Origin of the sequence: Pedobacter paludisoli, from assembly GCF_052344095.1 — a bacterium.
Taxonomy (GTDB): domain Bacteria; phylum Bacteroidota; class Bacteroidia; order Sphingobacteriales; family Sphingobacteriaceae; genus Pedobacter.
Window position 1 is genome coordinate 1023982 of sequence record NZ_CP179926.1, and the last position, 19756, is coordinate 1043737.

Annotated in this window: 11 protein-coding genes; 5 read left to right on the forward strand and 6 right to left on the reverse strand. The window is 38.3% G+C overall.

Annotated features, from left to right (window positions below):
* Positions 1-2: 2 nt before the first annotated feature.
* Entirely contained in the window at positions 3-2372 is a 2370-nt protein-coding gene (gene pbpC / locus ACJVDK_RS03975; RefSeq protein WP_443938997.1) for a penicillin-binding protein 1C, read from the reverse strand.
* Positions 2373-2445: 73 nt separating this feature from the next.
* A complete protein-coding gene (locus tag ACJVDK_RS03980) occupies positions 2446-8019 on the reverse strand; it encodes an alpha-2-macroglobulin family protein (protein WP_443938998.1) in 5574 nt (1857 codons plus the stop codon).
* Between the two features lie 125 nt (positions 8020-8144).
* On the opposite strand from ACJVDK_RS03980, the gene ACJVDK_RS03985 reads away from it, so the two are divergent.
* On the forward strand, positions 8145-8573 hold the full coding sequence (locus tag ACJVDK_RS03985) for a nuclear transport factor 2 family protein (RefSeq protein WP_443938999.1): 429 nt from the start codon (positions 8145-8147) through the stop codon (positions 8571-8573).
* Between the two features lie 358 nt (positions 8574-8931).
* Here the strand turns inward: ACJVDK_RS03985 and ACJVDK_RS03990 are convergent, their stop codons facing one another.
* The gene (locus ACJVDK_RS03990; protein WP_443939000.1) at positions 8932-9336 is read right to left on the reverse strand and encodes a hypothetical protein; all 405 of its coding nucleotides are present in this window, start codon (positions 9334-9336) and stop codon (positions 8932-8934) included.
* 66 nt (positions 9337-9402) lie between these two features.
* Positions 9403-11949: a type I DNA topoisomerase gene (gene topA, locus ACJVDK_RS03995; RefSeq protein WP_443939001.1), complete on the reverse strand. Its 2547-nt coding sequence runs from the start codon at positions 11947-11949 to the stop codon at positions 9403-9405.
* A gap of 192 nt (positions 11950-12141) precedes the next feature.
* On the opposite strand from topA, the gene ACJVDK_RS04000 reads away from it, so the two are divergent.
* Entirely contained in the window at positions 12142-12651 is a 510-nt protein-coding gene (locus tag ACJVDK_RS04000) for a glutathione peroxidase (RefSeq protein ID WP_443940025.1), read from the forward strand.
* A 60-nt stretch (positions 12652-12711) separates the two neighbouring features.
* Here the strand turns inward: ACJVDK_RS04000 and aqpZ are convergent, their stop codons facing one another.
* Entirely contained in the window at positions 12712-13422 is a 711-nt protein-coding gene (aqpZ, locus tag ACJVDK_RS04005) for an aquaporin Z (protein WP_443939002.1), read from the reverse strand.
* 188 nt (positions 13423-13610) lie between these two features.
* On the reverse strand, positions 13611-14702 hold the full coding sequence (gene mnmA, locus ACJVDK_RS04010) for a tRNA 2-thiouridine(34) synthase MnmA (protein WP_443939003.1): 1092 nt from the start codon (positions 14700-14702) through the stop codon (positions 13611-13613).
* A 187-nt stretch (positions 14703-14889) separates the two neighbouring features.
* Between mnmA and ACJVDK_RS04015 the strand changes: the two genes are divergently transcribed.
* The 3 genes from ACJVDK_RS04015 to ACJVDK_RS04025 all read left to right on the forward strand — a co-directional run bounded on the left by ACJVDK_RS04015 (position 14890) and on the right by ACJVDK_RS04025 (position 19687).
* Positions 14890-17190, forward strand: a complete 2301-nt coding sequence (locus tag ACJVDK_RS04015) for a GH92 family glycosyl hydrolase (RefSeq protein WP_443939004.1) — start codon at positions 14890-14892, stop codon at positions 17188-17190.
* Positions 17191-17421: 231 nt separating this feature from the next.
* Positions 17422-18216: a DUF4350 domain-containing protein gene (locus ACJVDK_RS04020; protein ID WP_443939005.1), complete on the forward strand. Its 795-nt coding sequence runs from the start codon at positions 17422-17424 to the stop codon at positions 18214-18216.
* Positions 18217-18262: 46 nt separating this feature from the next.
* Complete coding sequence (locus ACJVDK_RS04025; RefSeq protein ID WP_443939006.1) at positions 18263-19687, forward strand: glycoside hydrolase family 125 protein; 1425 nt, start codon at positions 18263-18265, stop codon at positions 19685-19687.
* Positions 19688-19756 lie beyond the last annotated feature (69 nt).

Sequence of the window (19756 nt, forward strand, 5' to 3'; positions counted from 1 at the left end):
ACTTATTTATCTTTAGCTAGAATGCTGAATACTTGCGTTAAACGTTCTCCTTTTTCATCTACCAACGTTAAGGTGTGTTTCCCAACGTATGGGCGTACCTCCAATTGGTGGTAATGGACGGTGGTGCCGACATATTCATTGTCTATGTGCCAATAAATTTTGTTGTTTGCGTTTCGATGAGCGGCGTTTAAAATGAGTTTTCCTCTTTTTCCATCAATTTCTAAGGGAATGTAAATTTTTGCACCATTTTTGGGGTAAATCAATTCCATGGCGGAATAGTCTTCGGCGTTTTGACAGGCTGGTAGAAAAGGTGGAAGTGGCTTATAATCGCTGTTTTTAATTTTGTAATAATATTCCATCGCCGGTGGCAGAATAAACCATTTTTTATGTAACATAAAACGGATACTCTCGCATGCATCAGTTACCCGAAACTGCCCAGTTCGATCTAAATGAATTTGTTTATGGTACGGACAAATCTGGGTTTTTAGTCCCCTAGGAGGCACCAGTTCTTCTGCTATTTCCTCGCAATATTCTCCTGCTTTGTAACCACTTTTTTTACAAACCCTTAATTTTTGAAGTTTTGTTTTCGGTTTTTCAAACCACTTACCCGTTGGTAATAGCTTAAATAAATCGAAAAGGATAGGAGCTGCAGTTTCAATTCCTGTTAAGCCTGGTCTTCCTTCTCCATCGGCATTGCCTACCCATACACATACCACATATTGGGGGTTGAGTCCAATGGCCCAAGCATCGCGGAAGCCAAAACTAGTACCCGTCTTCCAAGCAATACGCTCTGAGGATGAAAATTGTTCCCACAAACCTTCCTCACCGGGGCGAACCACTTCCTCCATCGCATTAAACGTAGCCCATATTGACCCGTGATCAAAAAAAGAGCTTGCTTCTTCATTTCCTTTTGCTGGGATGTGATTTTTTACATAGTTTGGTTGGCCATAATCGGCTGTGTTGTATAATCCTTTGTAGGTGTTGTAATGATTTAATGTGCGCGCTAAGCCCATGTACGTACTGGCCAAGTCCCATTGAGTAATTTCACTTCCTCCTAATATTAAAGATAAGCCATAATGGTCGGCGGGTTGATTGAGGGTGCTAAATCCCAATAATTTCAACTTGTCATAAAAACGTGCGTATTTATACATTTGAAGCATTCTTACTGCCGGAATATTTAAAGAACGGCTTAATGCTATATCAGCCGGTATGGCTCCATCGTAGCCTAAATTGTAATTTTCGGGTGTATATCCGGCAATTTGTGTAGGGATATCGGGTATTAAGGTTTTGGGTAGTATATACCCATCGTTTAGCATGCTGGCATACAAAAGTGGTTTTAAAACGCTTCCAGGACTTCGTGGCGCCTGAATCATATCCACATAACTCTGCAATTCAGCGTTCTCAGGTTCGTAAGCATTGCCCACATAGCTGATTACATTGCCTGATTTTACATCCAAAATTAAAGCTGATACATTGTTGATACTATTAGCTCGATAGCGATAGTTATAACGCTTTAAAATGGCTGCTGTTTTCAGTTGCAAGTCTTCCTGCAGCGTGCTGGTAATTTTTGTATTGTTTATGTGTAGCTTGCCCCGTTGGTTTTTAAAAAGGCTCAGTAGATGAGATGCACTTTGTGGTAAAGCCAACGGCTTTTGTGGTATAGGTTCTAATTTTGAAAGGCTTGCGGTTGTTTGATCGATAAAACCCATTTTACAGAGCTTATCGAGCAGGTCATTTCTTTTTTTTATCAGTTTGCTGCTATTTTTTCCAGGATGAATCAAAGCAGGGCTATTGGGTAATACCGCCAGCGTGGCTGTTTCTCCCCAAGAGAGTGTTTCGGCTGTTCGGCCATAATAGCGCCAACTTGCGGCCTCTAAGCCTACTACGTTGCTTCCAAAAGGTGCATTGGCTGCATATAACTTTAAAATATCTTCCTTCGAATATCTAAATTCCAGCCGACAGGCTAATAGAATTTCAATAATCTTTTGCTTGATGGTTCTTGGTTTGTTTCGCGATAGGCGGATTACTTGCATGCTTAATGTACTTCCGCCGCTAATGACTTGCTTGGCTCGAATATTTTGGCGGATGGCTCTGCTAAAAGCAATAATATCCAGTCCGAAATGCGTGTAAAAGCGTTTGTCTTCAAAAGCAATGATACAGGTTTTGAATTTCTGAGGAACACTATCGGCTACCGGGAATCTCCATTGCTGATCTTGCGCAATGGAAGCACTTAATAAATGCCCATTACTGGCTTCGATTACATAGGAAGTGGGCGATGTAAATAACTGCCTGGGTAAGCAATAAAGAAAGTAAATAAAGAGCAAAAGACAAGCAGCGTCGCTAATCAAAAAGCTCTTTGGTATTTTATTCATTGAAATAAAGCATAAAAGGTTGATTTAAAGTATCAAGCGCAGCCTGAAATTAGGTTACGCTTGATGAGTTTCTTTATTTAATCACTTGTACCCACTTTCCAGGTTTTGTAGCGGTTATTTTATGGTCGTACATGGCTTCACATTGTGTAGCACCTAAGTAATATTTTCCTATGTACGATGCGTTTAACAACACTTTGTAGGTTACGGTTTCATTTTCACGCAAATTAAAATAAGTGAAAACACGATCATCCCGTATATCCTGATACGTAGCAGGAGATGAACCTAAAATCCCTTCATTTTCGCTCAAGCGGGTATTGATAATTTCCCATCCCGATGGGAAAATTTGCGTTAAAGCCATTTGTTCATAATAGCCTAACTGACCTGGGTTTTTTATCGTCACCTCAGCAAAAAAGTCGGTTCCCTGTTTGATAATGCTTGGGTCGATCACTTGCCCGTTTAAACGTTTGTAAACCACATTCATATACAAAATGTTTGGATCATTTTGTGTGTGTATTTCTTCTCCTGAAAGTGGTTGCCCCGATAACACCAAGCGTACAAACAGTATGCTGTTTCCTTTATTACTAACTGATACGTTATTTCCTTTAAAGTTGATGGCGGTACTATTCATAAAATCGGTTGAACTCACATTAACTGATTTACCATCGAGGAAGTATTGATAGTTAAGATTCTTACCACCTTTATTTACACCGCAAAATTTAGCAACAGATAATAAGGCATAGGCAGTGGTTTGGGTACTATACCAATCTTCTTGTCCTAATCTAGCTGCTACGTTTTGTAAAAGTGCATTTGCTTTAGCTTTTTGTCCCAGTAGGACTAAGGTTTCTAAAATCATGGCTCGATCTCTCAAGTCAGATCCAAAGGTTCCGCCGAGCTGATTGTACGGTTTAATTTCGGTTGATAAATTAGCAACCATCTTTTGTGCCACATCATTCTGTCCAGCTAATTTGTATGCCGCCGATAGACGCCATTTTGCTGGGATTGATAAATACGCAAATTCTTTTAGTCGGTTCATGGCAGCTATTTCTGGTTTTTTAGCCAAGGCTAAAATATACAAACGGTATGCTTGTAATAAATCGCCACCGTAAAAGTTTTGACTATTTGGAACCCAGGTATTTGCTTTCGCTTTTTCGAAGCGAAGTACATTGTCCATCAGGCCAACTGGTAACGTGTAACCTGCGTTTGCCGCTTCAACCAAGAAATGACCGCCATAATTGGTTCCCCATTCATCACTGGTACTCGAGCCTGGCCAGTAGGCAAAGCCTCCGTCCACAGTTTGGAAATCTTTTAATTTCAATATACCCGCTTTAATGTTTTTCTCTGTTTGCATCTTTTGTGTTTCCGTCAGTGGCATCAATTGGCTTAGATAAAGCTGTGGAAATACGCCAGAGGTTGTTTGCTCAATGCATCCATGTGGATATTGAATGAGATAGTTTAAACGTTTTCCCAAGTTAATACCTGGAATTGAAGAAACTTCTAAACTACCACTTGACGTACCCGGCATGCCTATAATACTATATGAACTTTGCCAATTTTGCTGTGGTTCTACTACAGTAGAAATAACCTTTGTGATGTAAGGATTTGGATTTCTAATATCCATTTCAACTTCATAAACTGCTTGTTCAGAGCCACTTTTAGCAATTACCTTTACTTTTGCTATTCCTATTCTTTGCGGTGCTTGAACCTGGAAATAAGCTTGTTGCTCTCCCGTTTTCTTGAAATAGAGCTGTTGCTGATTGCTGCCTTGAACGGATAGGTTAGTGGTCTCTACGCGTAGTGACACATTTTTTAAGTTGTTTTCCGTTGTAAATACTGTCGTTGGCAGGGTAAAGCTTTCGCCAGGGCCCATTACCCGTGGTAACGTAGCAAGTACCATGAGCGGTTTTTTAACCTGAACGGTTTTTTCGGCATTACCATAGGCACCGTTACCACCGGCAATCACCATGGCACGAATAGCTCCAATGTACTGCGGTAGCTTAAATTTGTGCGCTTTACTTTCGCCTTTGGCCAATGAAAATGGCCCCATAAATTTTACAACTGCCTGAAATCTATTTGCTTTAGCTGGATTAAGGTTTTTGTTCACGGTACCATCTCCACCGATGCTAAAAATACGATCCATATTACCGCCCCAAGCGCCTAATACATAATCGTATAAATCCCATGTCTTAACACCTAAACTTTCTTTCGCGTAAAATGCTGCATGAGGGTTTGGTGTTTTAAAGCGTGTTAAATCTAATAAACCTTCATCCACCAAGGCGATTGTATACGTCATCGCTTTGCCCGATTTTTCTGAAACGGTAACCGTATTTTCGGTCTCCGGTTTCATTTTATCAACCATCCGAATGGCCGGTTGCAATTGTGTTTGCTGATCTTCGATCAACAGAGGAATGGCACCGTACATACGAATTGGTAAATCGTTTACCGTTTGTGCATGCGGCTGCAAAAGCGTAATATTTGCAAATACATTCGGAGCCATGTTCTTTTCTGCCTTAAAGGTAAACTGTGTTTGCCCTTCCTTGGTGTTAGTCCAAAATGTTTTAAGCACACGGCTTCCGTTTTCGATTGAAATGAGCGCGCGTCCATTTTTCCCAGACGGAATAGTAAGGGTAATATCATCGCCTATCTGAAACTTTTCTTTATTTGCCGTGAAAGATAGCATGGCTGCTTCTGTTGGGTTTTGAGACGATTCTCTTTTCATCCAATCATAAGAATCTAAATAAACGGATTTTCCAGTTACGTGGCCTCCATTTAAATCGCGTACTAAAATTAAATAGCGACCCCAATCTTTCACATTTAAATTCCATTTTCCTTTTCCATTCCTCAGGTTAATTTCTTGTGATTTGATAAGCTTGTTGTAACTGTTTTGGCTAAAGTTAGCGTAGGTGTCTTGATCATCTTGTTCCCACCACCAACGCCATTGTGTTTTATATAATTCTATAACAACCGTTTTGCTTCCCATTAACAGCTTGCCATCTGTATTGACGTTTACAATATCAACAGGGTGATTTTCATTCGTTAAAAGCATACCACTTAGCTTGTCGCCGTTATCAGTTTTGACACCTAAATAATTGGTGTATAGGTGATATGGTAAGCTAAAATTATCTATACTGAAATTTCCTCCTGGTTCAAATACTTTAATGCTGAAATTCGCACGTAACATTCCAGGAGCACTGTTTTCATTCAGTTGGGTATTTACCAAAGCTGATCCATTGGCGTTTAAGGTGCCTTCAAAAATGGTTTTAACCTGAGACTCGAACTGAACCGTTGGGTTATCGAAACTGTAGTTGCCGAATCCTTTAAACTCCGTTTTTACAGTGTTTAAATTAACATCTACTTTTGCTTTTAAATTCTGTGCTACTGCACCAAAAAGCCATTTCGCAGAGAGAATCGCACTTTTGGTTTCTTGGTTAATGGATTGATTATTTCCAACGGAGAAATCTATTTTCAAACGGTTTGGCATAACCGTTTCTATTTTAAGCGTTTTACTAAAGGTATTGCCACCAACTTTTACTTTCGCTAGCCAATTGCCCGTAGGTGAAGTACTTTCTGTTGTGGCAGTAAAGGTGTAAAAATTATTTAAAGGTTTGTTGTTTACCAAGCGCGTATAAAGTTGCCCTTTTGGATTGTATAACTCCATGGTTGCCGGATAGTTTACCGGTAGTTTTTTTAGTTTGTCTTCCAGAATAAAAGAAAGATGAAGACTATCGCCTGGCCTCCAAACGCCTCTTTCGCCATAAATGAATCCTTTTACACCATTTTGTACAAGCTCGCCGCCAACATCAAAACGGCTCAGTGGGAGTGAGGTTCCATCATCTAATTTTAAGTAACCTTTTTCCGCACCGTTTTTAGCAATTAGTAAGAAAGGTTTTTGTTTTAAATCAAATGAGGCCAAGCCATTTTCATCGGTTTTCGTACTAAAGATGAGCTGGTTTTGGTAATTCATGAAGTCTAAAGTAACACCACTTAACGGACGAGCAGATAAAAGATCCGTTGCCGCTACCAACATGTTATTATCGTTACCTCTTTTGGCAATAAGCCCAATGTTTGATGAAATCAAATTCCTGCTCACCCATTTTTGACTCGTATAAAAAGAAGGGCTACAAGGGTTATCACGGTCTTGCCAATTGTAGTTACTCGGATAGTAATTGTTGTATTCTTTCCAAAAATCATCGTCTTCATCAATTTTTTCTCCATATGAATAAACCTCATAATCGCTTTCACCATCTTCTGATGTTGAAGATTCCATTTTACAATTATATACGTTGTAAGGAAGTTTAAAGGCGATGGTAATGCGGTACATGGCACCAGGCTCCGTTTTTATTAGCTTTTCTAAATCTAGCGTAAAACGATTCTTTTTGCGCAGATTTAAGGACTTATCTTCATCCAAACGGATGGTTTTTTGGAGAATAGGTTTCGCAACGCGACGTAATTCATTTCCATCTTTATAGCTATTTACCTGAAAAAACTGAGGAATACTACTTTCGTAAATTTTGATAACTGTTACATCTACTGCCTTTAGGTTTATTGCTTCAAAAGGAAGCACTAATTTATCCGAATTTGGCAAAATACTACCCGAGCCTGCTATTGTAACAGATGGTTCTTTTTCTTCGAAAGTTAGATTTGCTTTCTTCCCAGTGGTCAGTTTATTTCCACTAATGCTTTCAACCCCTTCATAAACGCTTAAGGTGTAATTACCGTTCAACTTATCGGCGCTGTATATTTTTACCTGACTTCCATCAATGGTATAGCGCAAGTCGCTTAAAGTGCCTAATGCAAGTAAACCTCTTAAATCTTGTCCAAAATCTAATGGCTCTGAAAATTGTACCAACCCGTAATCTTCTTGTCCTTGTATCGCTTTGATGGCTAAAACTTCAAATTTACCCATCGCAGGCACACGAATTTCTTCTACCCCTTTTTGCTCGGCATCCATATCCTCACCATCCCAAGATAATTTAAGTACTTGGTCTTCATTTGTTTTCTTGATGCTATCAATGACAAATTTTGAGGTGTTCTCTGCAGGATTGTGCTGCCATTTTACTTTCAATTTCTGATCAAAATCGATTTTGATGATTTTTTCTATTTGTTCGGTACTTTCCGCATCTGCCGTAGCAACTTCGCCTGTAAGTTTCATATAGTCTAACGAGGTGTTGTTTTGTGAAACTATTCCCTCTTGGCTAAGCATAAGCCCAGGTTTTAATACTTTAAAGCTAAATTCAAACTCTTCGAGTCCCTTTTCGGTTGGCATAATTTTGCCAATATTAAAAGTAACTTCATATTCTTTTCCGGATTTTAGGTTTTCTTCGGGTCTGAATTCGATTGTTTGCGCATCAATCCAATAAGCCTTGCCTGATACACTGGGAGAGAAATCAAATAAATCGCGACTTTCTTCCTTGCCAATATCTTGCATTCCTTGTACCGGATTGCTCAAATGAACCCGTATAAAACTTTTTTTGGAGACAGTGCCTGATGTATAAGCTTCAATATACTTGGCATAGGCTTGATTATCTTCGTGTTGCTTGCTTTTACGAAAAAAGAAAAGATAGGCGAGTGCACCAATGGCGATTACAAATAAACCGATAAAAAGAATTTTTTTCTTTGAAGATGATTTGTAAGTGGAAGGCTGTATCATAATGGTTAATAAATAGATAACGAAATTTAGATAATTTTTAACGAATAAAGGCCGTTTGATCGATTAAATTATTCTTGTTACTTTCAGCTCATTTAAATAAGTTTACGTTCTTAACTCCAATAACAATGATGATAAAGAAATTAATGATTTGCGCAGGACTACTGTTTGGTTCTGTTACATATAGTTTTGCGCAACAAGCAGCAGTTGAAACAGCTGTTACTAGCTTAACGAAACTAATGGTTACCCCGGATAGTGCAGCACTTGATAAAATAATTCTGTCAAATCTGAGTTACGGTCATTCGAGTGGCAAAATTCAGACCAAACAAGAGTTTATGCATTCATTACTTTCTGGAGAGTCGGATTTTGTGGACATCAAATTATTTGATCAAACAGTTGTGATTCAAAATAAAACAGCTTTGGTGCGTCATACTTTAGATGCAAAAACAAACGATAGAAATGTACCAGGAACGGTAAAATTGTACATTCTTTTAATTTGGAGCAAGGAAAAATCGGGTTGGAAACTCTTAGGTCGCCAGGCGGTTAAGGCTTTATAGGTTATAGGTAAAAGCTGAAAGGTATAAGGCGAAAAGTCGACTAATAAGGGTAGTAGGTTTTAGGTAAAAGCTGAAAGGTATAAGGCGAAAAGTCGACTAATAAAGGTAGTAGGATATAGGTAAAAGCTGAAAGGTATAAGGCGAAAAGTCGACTAATAAGGGTAGTAAGATATAGGTAAAAGCTGAAAGGTATAAGGCGAAAAGTCGACTAATAAGGGTAGTAGGATATAGGTAAAAGCTGAAAGGTATAAGGCGAAAAGTCGACTAATAAGGGTAGTAGGTTATAGATAAAAGCTGAAAGGTATAAGGCGAAAAGTGGAGTAATAAGTTCAAGCTATAACTTACAACCCTCAACCAACTACTTAATCATTACCCCAGGCTTATTAACCAAGGGGATGCGAATTAAATTACTATCGATAATACTTTCTGGAAGGAAAATAAATTTTTTATCGTAAATGGTTCCATCAATGTAATAACTTAACCAGTATTCATTGGTCAAGCCAAAAACTTCAGGGTCAATGGCCTCAACACCCGTAAAAGATTGTGCATCCATATCACCAATAAAATGTCTTAAAACAGATGTTTTTACCTGTTTTCCATCTTTTTCTCCATAGCCTTTAGATGAAATGAGTACATTGTTTAAGGCTTGATTCTTTAAATTGACCAGATAAACCGTCCAACTTGTAGCTTCTGGCGTTTCATTCATTAAAACCACGGCCATGGCTATATCTTCCACTAAATTTTCAGGTAAATCTGCTTTCATATTACTTTCTGTTAGTACCATAAAAGCGCGAACTTATGTACGGTATACAGTCAAACAATCTTTCGTTTATTTCTTTTTAGCTACAGCTTTTTTCTTAGCGGGTGCTTTCTTTTTCTTATCAAAGGCACCTGGAACCTGCTCTTCAATCATCTTTTTCACCACTTCTAAATCAATATCAATCAACTCTTTTGGTGTATATTTTTGTTTAGTTGCTTCGTTATTGCGTAATTTTAACATCAACTTACCAAAACGAATAAATGGTCCCCAACGGCCGTTTTCAATTGAAATTTTCTCGGCATCCCACGTTTTGATATAACGGTTGGCCTCTTTTTCAACTTTTTTGTTGATTAAAGTCTCAATGTCGCTTTGTGATAAATTATCAAAATCATATCCTTTCGCCGGAATATTGATGAATAAATCGTTCCATTTGATAAAAGGTCCAAAACGACCTTTTCCTTTTGTGACTTCTAAACCTTGAAAATGAGCAATCGGGGCATCCGCGTGCATTTTTTCGCGAATAATCTCGGTAGCTCTTTCGTACGTTACCGATAAAGGATCTTCATTTTTAGGTAAGGAAATAAAGCTTTCACCCCATTTTACATACGGTCCAAAACGGCCTACACCAATCATTACTTCTTTTCCTTCAAAATCAGGTAGTGGAAAAGGTAGTTTAAATAATTCTAAGGCATCTTCAAGGGTTATGGTTGCAACCGATTGATTACGCATCAAACTAGCGTAGCGAGGCTTTTCTTCCCCATCTAAATCCCCAATTTGCACCAATGGGCCAAATTTACCCACTTTGGTAATCACATTCTTACCTGTTTCCGGATCAACGCCTAATAAGCGCTCACCTGTTGCACGTTCTGCGTTTTCAAGTGTAGTTTCTACCTCCGTATGAAACGGATTATAAAACGAATGAAGCATTTTTGTCCATTCCTGTAATCCTTGCGCAATTTCATCAAATTCCTTTTCTACCTTAGCGGTAAAATTAAAATCGACAATTCCTTTAAAGTGCTCAACTAAGAAATCATTTACGACTTCACCAATATCAGTAGGGAAGAGTTTCGATTTCTCCGCACCGGTTGTTTCCGATTTAATTTCTTTTGTAACCGTTCCATTCACTAATAAAAATGAAATGAATTGACGTTGTCTGCCATCACGATCTTCCTTAACTACATAGCCACGGTTTTGTACCGTTGAAATGGTTGGTGCGTAGGTAGACGGACGGCCAATACCCAGTTCCTCTAATTTTTTTACTAAACTGGCCTCTGTATAGCGTGCTGGCGGACGCGAAAAACGCTCCGTTGCTTGCATTTCTTTTAAAAATAGTTCTTGTCCTTTTGCCAAAGGAGGAAGGATTGCACCTCCTTCTTTTTCTTCGTTTTCTTCTTCATCCGTAGATTCAAGGTAAACTTTCAAGAAACCATCAAACTTTAATACTTCACCCTCAGCAACTAAATGCTCTTTGCGGGTTGAAGCAGCAATTTGTGCAGTTGTTTTTTCAAATAAAGCTTCGCTCATTTGCGAAGCAATGGCACGTTTCCAAATCAATTCATATAAACGCTTTTCAGAAGCATCCCCATCAACAGTATGTCTGTCAAAATAAGTCGGACGAATAGCCTCGTGCGCTTCTTGTGCACCAGCTGATTTTGTTTTATAGGTTCTGAATTGATGATATTTTTCCCCGTATGCCGATTTAATCTCAGCAGATGCAGCTGCAAGAGCCGTTTCCGATAAGTTTACCGAATCGGTTCTCATATACGTAATTTTACCGGCTTCGTATAAACGTTGCGCAATTTGCATGGTTCTAGCAACGGAGTAACCCAATTTACGAGACGCTTCTTGCTGTAAAGTAGAGGTAGTAAACGGTGCTGCAGGATTACGCTTAGCCGGTTTTGTTTCTAAATTGGCAATCTGAAAATTGGCCTGTACACAATCTTGTAGAAATTTCTCTGCATCTGCTTCATTTTCAAAACGGTTAGGTAATTCTGCCTTGAGCATTTCTTTACCCTTTCCGGTTAAAAACTGAGCTGTAATTTTGTAAGCTGCAGTAGCATTAAACTGTTGTACTTCGCGCTCTCTTTCTACAATTAAACGAACAGCCACTGATTGCACACGTCCAGCCGAAAGCGAAGGTTTTACTTTTTTCCAAAGTACTGGTGAAAGTTCAAAACCAACTAAACGGTCTAAAACACGGCGGGCTTGTTGGGCATATACTAAGTTGTAATCAATTCCACGTGGGCTTTCAATCGCTTTTAAAATGGCTGGTTTTGTAATTTCATGAAATACAATCCGTTTTGTTTTATCAGCTTTTAAGCCCAAAGTTTCGTACAAATGCCACGAAATAGCTTCTCCCTCGCGGTCCTCATCGGATGCTAGCCAAACCATTTCTGCGTTCTTGGCTAATTTCTTTAACTCGGCCACTACGTTCTTCTTATCGGAAGGAACTTCATACGTTTGAGCGAAATTGTTGTTAATATCAATTGCCATATCGCCCTTTACTAAATCTCTAATATGGCCATAGCTCGATTTTACTAAAAAATCCTTACCTAAATAACCTTCTATAGTTTTAGCTTTTGCTGGTGACTCTACAATTAATAAATTTTTCGCCATGAATAGATTACGTTTTTGTGCAAATAAAGCTATAAATAAAGCGAAAATCAAAACCTGATTAAAAATTAATTTAATTTTTATTGAAATGTTAACTTTTCTTTAACAAGAATAAATGCTCTTTTGCCACAATTTACACGGTATTTAACCATGCAAACTTTATTGTACGTATATTCGTATATAAAAGAAAAAAATATGTTAAGCACCATTTTAATCCTCCTGAATTTGTGGGTTGCACCACCAAAAAATGTATATGAATTTAGTTTTAAAACCGTTGATGGTAAGGAAATTAAGCTGTCAAAGTTTAAAGGAAAGAAAATTCTAATTGTGAATACTGCATCGAAATGTGGTTACACACCGCAGTATAAAGATTTAGAAGAATTGCACAAGAAATATAAGGATTTGGTGGTGATTGGTTTTCCAGAAGGTGATTTCGGTGGGCAAGAGTTTTCAACAAATACTGAAATTAAAGAATTTTGTACTGGAAAATACAATGTAACCTTTTTATTGGCTGAGAAAAGCAGTGTGATTGGAGACAACATAACACCTTTGTTTAAATTCCTTACCACACAAACCAATACTGCCGAAACCGGAGATATTAAGTGGAATTTTGAGAAATTTTTAATTAATGAAAAAGGCGAGTTAGTACAGCGTTATCGTTCAAAGGTAAAACCAATGGATGAATCGATTACGAAGTATTTATAAGATTTTTGGATATTTTGTGAAGCGAAGATAGGTTTAAGTAGCTATCTTCGCTTTTATGTATTAGTTCTTTTCTAAAACAAATTTCCAAACAAGCGCACTTAAAACTGCACCAACAATAGGAGCAACAATAAATAACCAAAGTTGTGAAATAGCTTCTCCACCTACAAAAAGTGCCGGTCCGATACTACGTGCAGGGTTTACCGATACCCCTGTTACTGGAATACCCACAATGTGAATTAACACCAAACTTAATCCAATAGCCATTCCCGCAAAACCACCATGTATATTTTTGGTAGAGGTAGAACCAAAAATAACAAGTAAGAAAATGAACGTGAAGACAATTTCGGCAATTAATCCGGCCTGCAAGCTGTAATGACGAGGAGAGAAAGCGTCATAACCGTTTTGCCCTAAACCATTAGCTGAGATCGTGTAATCGGGATTTCCTTGCGCAATTTGCCACAATATAAAAGCACCAAAAATAGCACCCAATACTTGTGCAACAATGTAATATGCCGCCTCAGAAGCTTTCATTCTACCGGCTACAACCATTGCGATTGATATTGCAGGATTAATGTGGCAGCCTGAAATGTGTCCTATAGCATACGCCATAGCAATAACCGATAAACCAAAAGCAAAAGAGATTCCGAGCAAGCCAACGCCGTTCAGCGTGCCATTTGATGCTGCCATTACGGCGCTTCCGCATCCCATTAAAACCAAAACCATCGTGCCAAGGAATTCGGCCGAAAATTTCGAAAATTTACTGTTTTCCATTTCTTAATTTATTTAATGTATGTGTTAATTAAACTATTATGGGATGGACTTTAGTAAATTTAGGAATAATTTACTGAAATAAATAGGCTGAGAATATCGCAATAATGCAAATCCGATGCCGTTTTTTGAAACAAAAAAAAAGTCCCAACAAAACTGTTGAGACTTGGATATATCTTTTTGTAGCAATCTTACATTAAAAAACCACCACCTAATAAATCGTTTCCTTCATAAAAAACAGCTGATTGTCCTGGAGCAATTGCAGAAACAGCATGATCAAAAACAACGCGCATATTGTCTTTTTCTTGCACAATGGTGCTTAACATTCCCGCATCTTTATAACGGATTTTCGTAATTACATCATTCAATGGCTCATCAATGTTCGCATATTTAATTAAATTGACGTTTCGTACTAAGGCTTCTCTGCGTTCTAATTCATCGGCTCTGCCTAAAACAACGGTATTGCTTTCTGGCAAAATTTGGGTCACAAACATGGGTTCCCCAAAAGCAACACCTAAACCTTTACGTTGTCCGATTGTGTAAAAGGGATACCCTTTGTGTTGGCCAACGACCATTCCGTTGCTTAAAATAAAGTTACCACCTGCAACACGCTCTTCTAAGTCTTCTACTTTATGCTTTAAAAACGCGCGATAATCGTTGTCTGGCACAAAACAAATCTCATAGCTTTCCGATTTTTTTGCCAGTTCTTCTTGCCCCATATCCAAAGCCATTTGTCTGATTTCGGCCTTTGTAAAACTTCCTAATGGAAATTTCGTGCGCGAAAGATTTTCTTGCGATACACCCCAAAGAACGTACGACTGATCTTTATTCTCGTCTTTTCCTTTAGAAATCACATAACGACCGCTATCTTGTTGGCGAATGTTTGCATAGTGTCCGGTAGCAATAAACTCACAATCCAATTTATTGGCACGTTTCAACAGCGCTTCCCATTTAATGTGCGTATTGCATAAAACACAAGGATTTGGTGTTCTTCCTGCTAGATACTCATCAACAAAGTTATCAATAACATAATCGCCAAACTCGTTACGAATATCTAAAATGTAATGCGGAAAACCGTAATTTACAGCTAGGGTGCGGGCATCGTTAATACTATCCAATGAGCAACAACCAGTTTCTTTACTGCTTCCACCTGAAGTAGCATAATCCCAGGTCTTCATGGTCAATCCAATCACTTCATAACCTTGCTCATGCAACATTACAGCCGCAACCGAACTATCAACTCCGCCACTCATGGCTACCAGAATTCTACCGTGTTTACTCATTTCAATTTTATTGAATGCAAAAGTACGCTTTATTTATTTTATATCCTGCTCGTCGCGTCAATTGCTTGTAAAAAGCAATCGTTGTTTAGTAAGGTCTGATTAAACGTTTTAGTTGATGTTCAATAGGATATTCATTTAATATTTATATCTTAGGGTTTCAAATAAAATTACCCTAAAATCAAATTGTATGATTAAAAAATATATCCTCGCTGGTCTTTTTCTTTCTTCCATTTCGGTTGCAGCGCAGCAAAATTTGCTGCCATACGTGAAACCTATTATTGGAACCGAAAAAATGGGACATACCTATCCTGGCGCTACGGTTCCTTTTGGCGCGGTTCAATTGAGCCCCGAAACGGATACAATTTCTTATGAAGTAGGCGGTAAGTACAACGGAGATGTTTATCGCTATTGCGCTGGATATAAATACGAAGATAAAACGATTACAGGCTTTAGTCATACCCATTTTAGCGGTACCGGTCATTCTGATTTAGGTGATTTTTTAATTATGCCAACTCAAGGTAAATTGCAGTTAAATCCGGGCACGGCTAATGACCCAAAGAGTGGTTATCGTTCTGCCTATTCACATGCAAATGAAACCGCAGAAGCGGGATATTACAAAGTGAAACTCGATGATGACAACATCCTCGCAGAATTAACCAGTACAACCCGTGTTGGGATGCATCAATATACTTTCCCCAAATCAAATCAATCGCACATTATTTTGGACTTGATGGCTGGGATTTACAATTACGATGAAAAAACCGTCTGGACCTATGTGCGGGTAGTTAACGATACTCTGTTAACGGGATATCGTCAAACAAATGGCTGGGCACGCACCCGAACGGTTTATTTTGCCATGAGTTTTTCTAAAAGCTTTAAAAATTATGGACAAAAGAACTATGATGCGAAACAAGCTTACAGAGGATTTTGGGGCAAGTTTAATCAAGCGCAAGCATTTCCTGAAATCGCCGGAAAAAAAGTACGAATGTTCTTCGATTTCGATACCGAAGAAGGAGAGAAGTTAAAAATCAAATTTGCGCTATCGCCTGTAAGTCAAGAAAATGCACTTGAAAATTTAAGAGCGGAAATTTCGGGATGGGATTTTGAAAAGGTCAAAAAGGATGCTCAAGCTACATGGAATGCCGAGTTAACTAAAATTCAGATACAAGCATCCAACGATACGAAAATTAACTTTTATACCGCGATGTATCACGCTTTTATTAATCCAACCGTTTATACCGATATAAATAGGGAATACAAAGGATTGGATCAAGGGATACATCGTGCCGAAGATTTTACCAATTACACTACTTTTTCACTTTGGGATACGTACAGGGCTTTACACCCATTTTTTACCATTATTCAACCCGCACGAGATAATGATATGGTGAAATCGATGATGGCTCATTATCAACAAAGTAGTTTGCATATGTTGCCTATTTGGTCACATTATGCAAATGATAATTGGTGCATGAGCGGATACCATAGCGTGTCAGTTATCGCAGACGCAGTAATCAAAGGGCTTTATACGGGCGATGCAAATAAAGCTTTGGATGCTTGCATAGTTACAGCCAATCACCGCAATTATGAAGGGATTGGTGAATACATCGATAGGGGTTTTATCCCAGCAGAAAAAACAGGGATTTCAGTTTCAAATACCTTAGAATATGCGTATGACGATTGGGCAATTGCACAAATGGCAAAGAAATTAAATCGAATGGATGTGTATGAAAAGTTTATCAAGCGTTCCGAAAATTGGAAAAACAATTTTGATAAAGCCAGTGGTTTTATGCGCCCCAAGTTAGCCAACGGTACATTTAAGGAGAAGTTTGACTCAAAAGATACCGAAGGACAAGGGTTTATTGAAGGAAACAGCTGGAATTACAGCTTTTTTGTTCCGCATAATCCAACCGCTTTAATCAGCGAAATGGGTGGTAAAGAGCTTTTTGGCAAACGTTTAGATACACTTTTTACTATGCACTTACCGGATGAATTTTTTGCGCATACAGAAGATATTACCCGCGAAGGAATCATTGGTGGTTACGTGCATGGGAATGAGCCAGCACACCACATTCCTTATTTGTATAATTGGGCAAATCAAGCTTGGAAAACCCAAGCACAAGTACGCCATATTCTGAATATGCAATACAAACCAAGTGCGGATGGCTTGGGTGGAAACGACGATTGTGGGCAAATGAGCGCCTGGTACTTGTTTTCATCTTTGGGTTTTTATCCGGTGGCACCGGGTTCAGCAGAATATTCTATAGGCAGTCCGGCCATCAATCAAGCAATACTTACCCTCGAAAATGGAAATACATTCAAAGTACTGACGAAAAATCAAAGTGATAAAAATGTGTATGTAGAAAAGGTTTTGCTCAACGGAAAACGTCTCTCTACACCTGTTTTAAAGCATGCAGACATCATGAAAGGGGGAGAACTCATCTTCTACATGGCTGCGAAGCCCAAAAAAGATTGTTATACGAATTAATAAAATTTAGGTTTCTTGCTATACTTTGAACGGTATATTTACCTTTTCTGTTGACTTAGTTAATCGATTTACCTACATTAGGACTTTTAAAATCCCTTTTATTCGAGAAAGGAAAGTGCTGTATGTTAAGTTTTATGCATTTATTAAGATTAAAACATAGCGAAACAGCCAAGCTATTTTTATATTCGCTTTCCTTATTACTATTACTGATATATGAAAAAAACACATCCAATGAATTTTGTTAAGAATGCCCTTTGTACCATGAGTTTGGCCGCAGTAGCCCTTACATCCAGCGCGCAAACAGTTACGGTTGATAATTATTTTAACAACGAAACGAAACAAGATAAGAGCGGAAATAAAGTGAGTTTCCATTATTTATGGGAAGATACACAAGCCTCAGGATTTTCTATTTTAGGTGATGCCTTTAAAGCCGCCGGGGCAAAAAAATTAAATACCTTGCGTGCTGCACCCACGGCAGAAAATTTAAAAGGTACTGATGTTTATTTAATTGTAGATCCTGATAATTTAAAAGATAATCCCAGCCCAAATTTTGTTACGGAGCAAAATGCGGCCGAAATTGCAAAATGGGTGAAAGCAGGTGGTGTTTTAATGCTGTTTGCAAATGATCAAGTAAATTGTGATTTAGAGCATTTCAATATCCTTGCAAACAAGTTCGGGATCACATTTAATAAAGATTTAGTGTTACATGTAGTGGATGACCCTCATTTTTCAGATGGTGCGCTTAATACAACAGGCGTTACTCTTTTTAAAACAGCTAAACGCGTATTTTTAAAAGATGTCTGCTCCATGACTATTCAAAAACCTGGTCAATCAGTTTTGAAAGATAAAAATGGTGCTAACGTATTGGTTTCAGCCAAATATGGTAAAGGCTCTGTTTTAGCAGTAGGAGACCCTTGGTTATACAATGAGTATGTGAATGGTCGCCTACCGGCTGAATATGAAAACGACAAAGCGGCGAATGATATAGCGGCTTGGCTAATTGAACAAATTCCTGCTAAGAAATAGTTTAATTATTTTGTTTTAATTGATTGATTAAAAAGTAGATATAATAATGAAGAGAAGAACTTTTATTCATAATACTGGCTTGTTAGGAGCGGGAATTTTAGCGTCAAAATTTTCTTTAGCGAGTAGCTTTGTTTCCGATTTTCCTGTGGTACGCGTGGCTTCCGGTAAAAGGCATTTCGAAAGTAAAGCGGTAGAGGCTGCGATTAAAACGTTTAAAAGCAATGTGAAAAATCCAGAATTGTGTTGGCTTTTCGAAAATTGCTTTCCAAATACATTGGATACGACTGTTTATCCAACTGAGATAGACGGTCGTCCGGATACCTATGTGATAACAGGCGATATCGATGCGATGTGGTTGCGCGATAGCTCTGCACAGGTTTGGCCGTATCTACAGTTTCTGCAAGAAGATGAGCCGTTAAAACAGGTGATAGCCGGGGTCATTATCCATCAAACAAAATGCATATTGAAAGATCCTTATGCGAATGCCTTTTACAACGATCCTAAAAAAGTTGGCGAATGGGCTAAGGACCAAACCACGATGCTACCGGGCGTGCATGAGCGCAAATGGGAGGTAGATTCATTGTGTTATCCAATCCGTTTGGCTTATCATTACTGGAAAAAAACAGGTGATAAAATGCCTTTTGATGCAAACTGGAAAAAGGGTATTGAAGAAACATTAAAAGTGTTTAAAGAACAGCAACGAAAGGAAAACAAAGGACCATACCATTTTCAACGGGTAACCTCTATTCCAACTGATTCTGTACCCATGGCGGGATACGGTTTTCCAGTAAATCCTGTTGGATTAATTTGCTCAATTTTCCGTCCGAGTGATGATGCAACCATTTTTCCATTTTTAGTTCCATCAAATTTCTTTGCTGTAACTAGTTTAAAGCAAGCTGCTGAGATGGTTAGCACTCTTTATGCGGATAAAGATTTAGCAAGTCGTTTGCTTAATTTAGCAGATGAAGTTCAAACCGCATTGCAAAAATATGCCATAGTAAATCATCCAAAATACGGTAAAATATATGCCTTTGAAGTAGATGGTTTTGGTAGTGCTTATTTGATGGACGATTCAAATGTACCAAGCTTATTGAGCTTACCGTATTTGGGAGCGATAAAATTAGACGATCCTATTTATCAAAATACACGGAAATTTGCGCTTTCGCAAGATAATCCATATTTCTTTAAAGGAAGTGCTGCTGAAGGTATTGGTGGGCCGCATGCGGGTGCCGATATGATTTGGCCGATGAGCATTACCATGCGTGCTTTAACGTCTACGAATGATGAGGAAATAAAAGCTTGTATTGAAACGCTTCGTAAAACCCATGCAGGAAAAGGATTTATGCACGAATCGTTTAATAAAAATGATGCAACAAACTTTACACGCGCTTGGTTTGCTTGGGCAAATACCTTGTTTGGTGAATTGCTATGGAAGACCTATCATGAAAAACCAGACTTGTTAAAGGTTTAGAATAATACTATAAAAGGAAAAGGAGTTAGCAACAACTCCTTTTTTTGTTTCAAAATATTTAAAGTAGAT

Excerpts from the sequence above, each read along its gene's own strand:
- pbpC (WP_443938997.1), bottom strand. The coding sequence starts at position 2,372 with ATGAATAAAATACCAAAGAGCTTTTTGATTAGCGACGCTGCTTGTCTT.
- ACJVDK_RS03980 (WP_443938998.1), bottom strand. The coding sequence starts at position 8,019 with ATGATACAGCCTTCCACTTACAAATCATCTTCAAAGAAAAAAATTCTT.
- ACJVDK_RS03985 (WP_443938999.1), top strand. The coding sequence starts at position 8,145 with ATGATGATAAAGAAATTAATGATTTGCGCAGGACTACTGTTTGGTTCT.
- ACJVDK_RS03990 (WP_443939000.1), bottom strand. The coding sequence starts at position 9,336 with ATGAAAGCAGATTTACCTGAAAATTTAGTGGAAGATATAGCCATGGCC.
- topA (WP_443939001.1), bottom strand. The coding sequence starts at position 11,949 with ATGGCGAAAAATTTATTAATTGTAGAGTCACCAGCAAAAGCTAAAACT.
- ACJVDK_RS04000 (WP_443940025.1), top strand. The coding sequence starts at position 12,142 with ATGTTAAGCACCATTTTAATCCTCCTGAATTTGTGGGTTGCACCACCA.
- aqpZ (WP_443939002.1), bottom strand. The coding sequence starts at position 13,422 with ATGGAAAACAGTAAATTTTCGAAATTTTCGGCCGAATTCCTTGGCACG.
- mnmA (WP_443939003.1), bottom strand. The coding sequence starts at position 14,702 with ATGAGTAAACACGGTAGAATTCTGGTAGCCATGAGTGGCGGAGTTGAT.
- ACJVDK_RS04015 (WP_443939004.1), top strand. The coding sequence starts at position 14,890 with ATGATTAAAAAATATATCCTCGCTGGTCTTTTTCTTTCTTCCATTTCG.
- ACJVDK_RS04020 (WP_443939005.1), top strand. The coding sequence starts at position 17,422 with ATGAATTTTGTTAAGAATGCCCTTTGTACCATGAGTTTGGCCGCAGTA.
- ACJVDK_RS04025 (WP_443939006.1), top strand. The coding sequence starts at position 18,263 with ATGAAGAGAAGAACTTTTATTCATAATACTGGCTTGTTAGGAGCGGGA.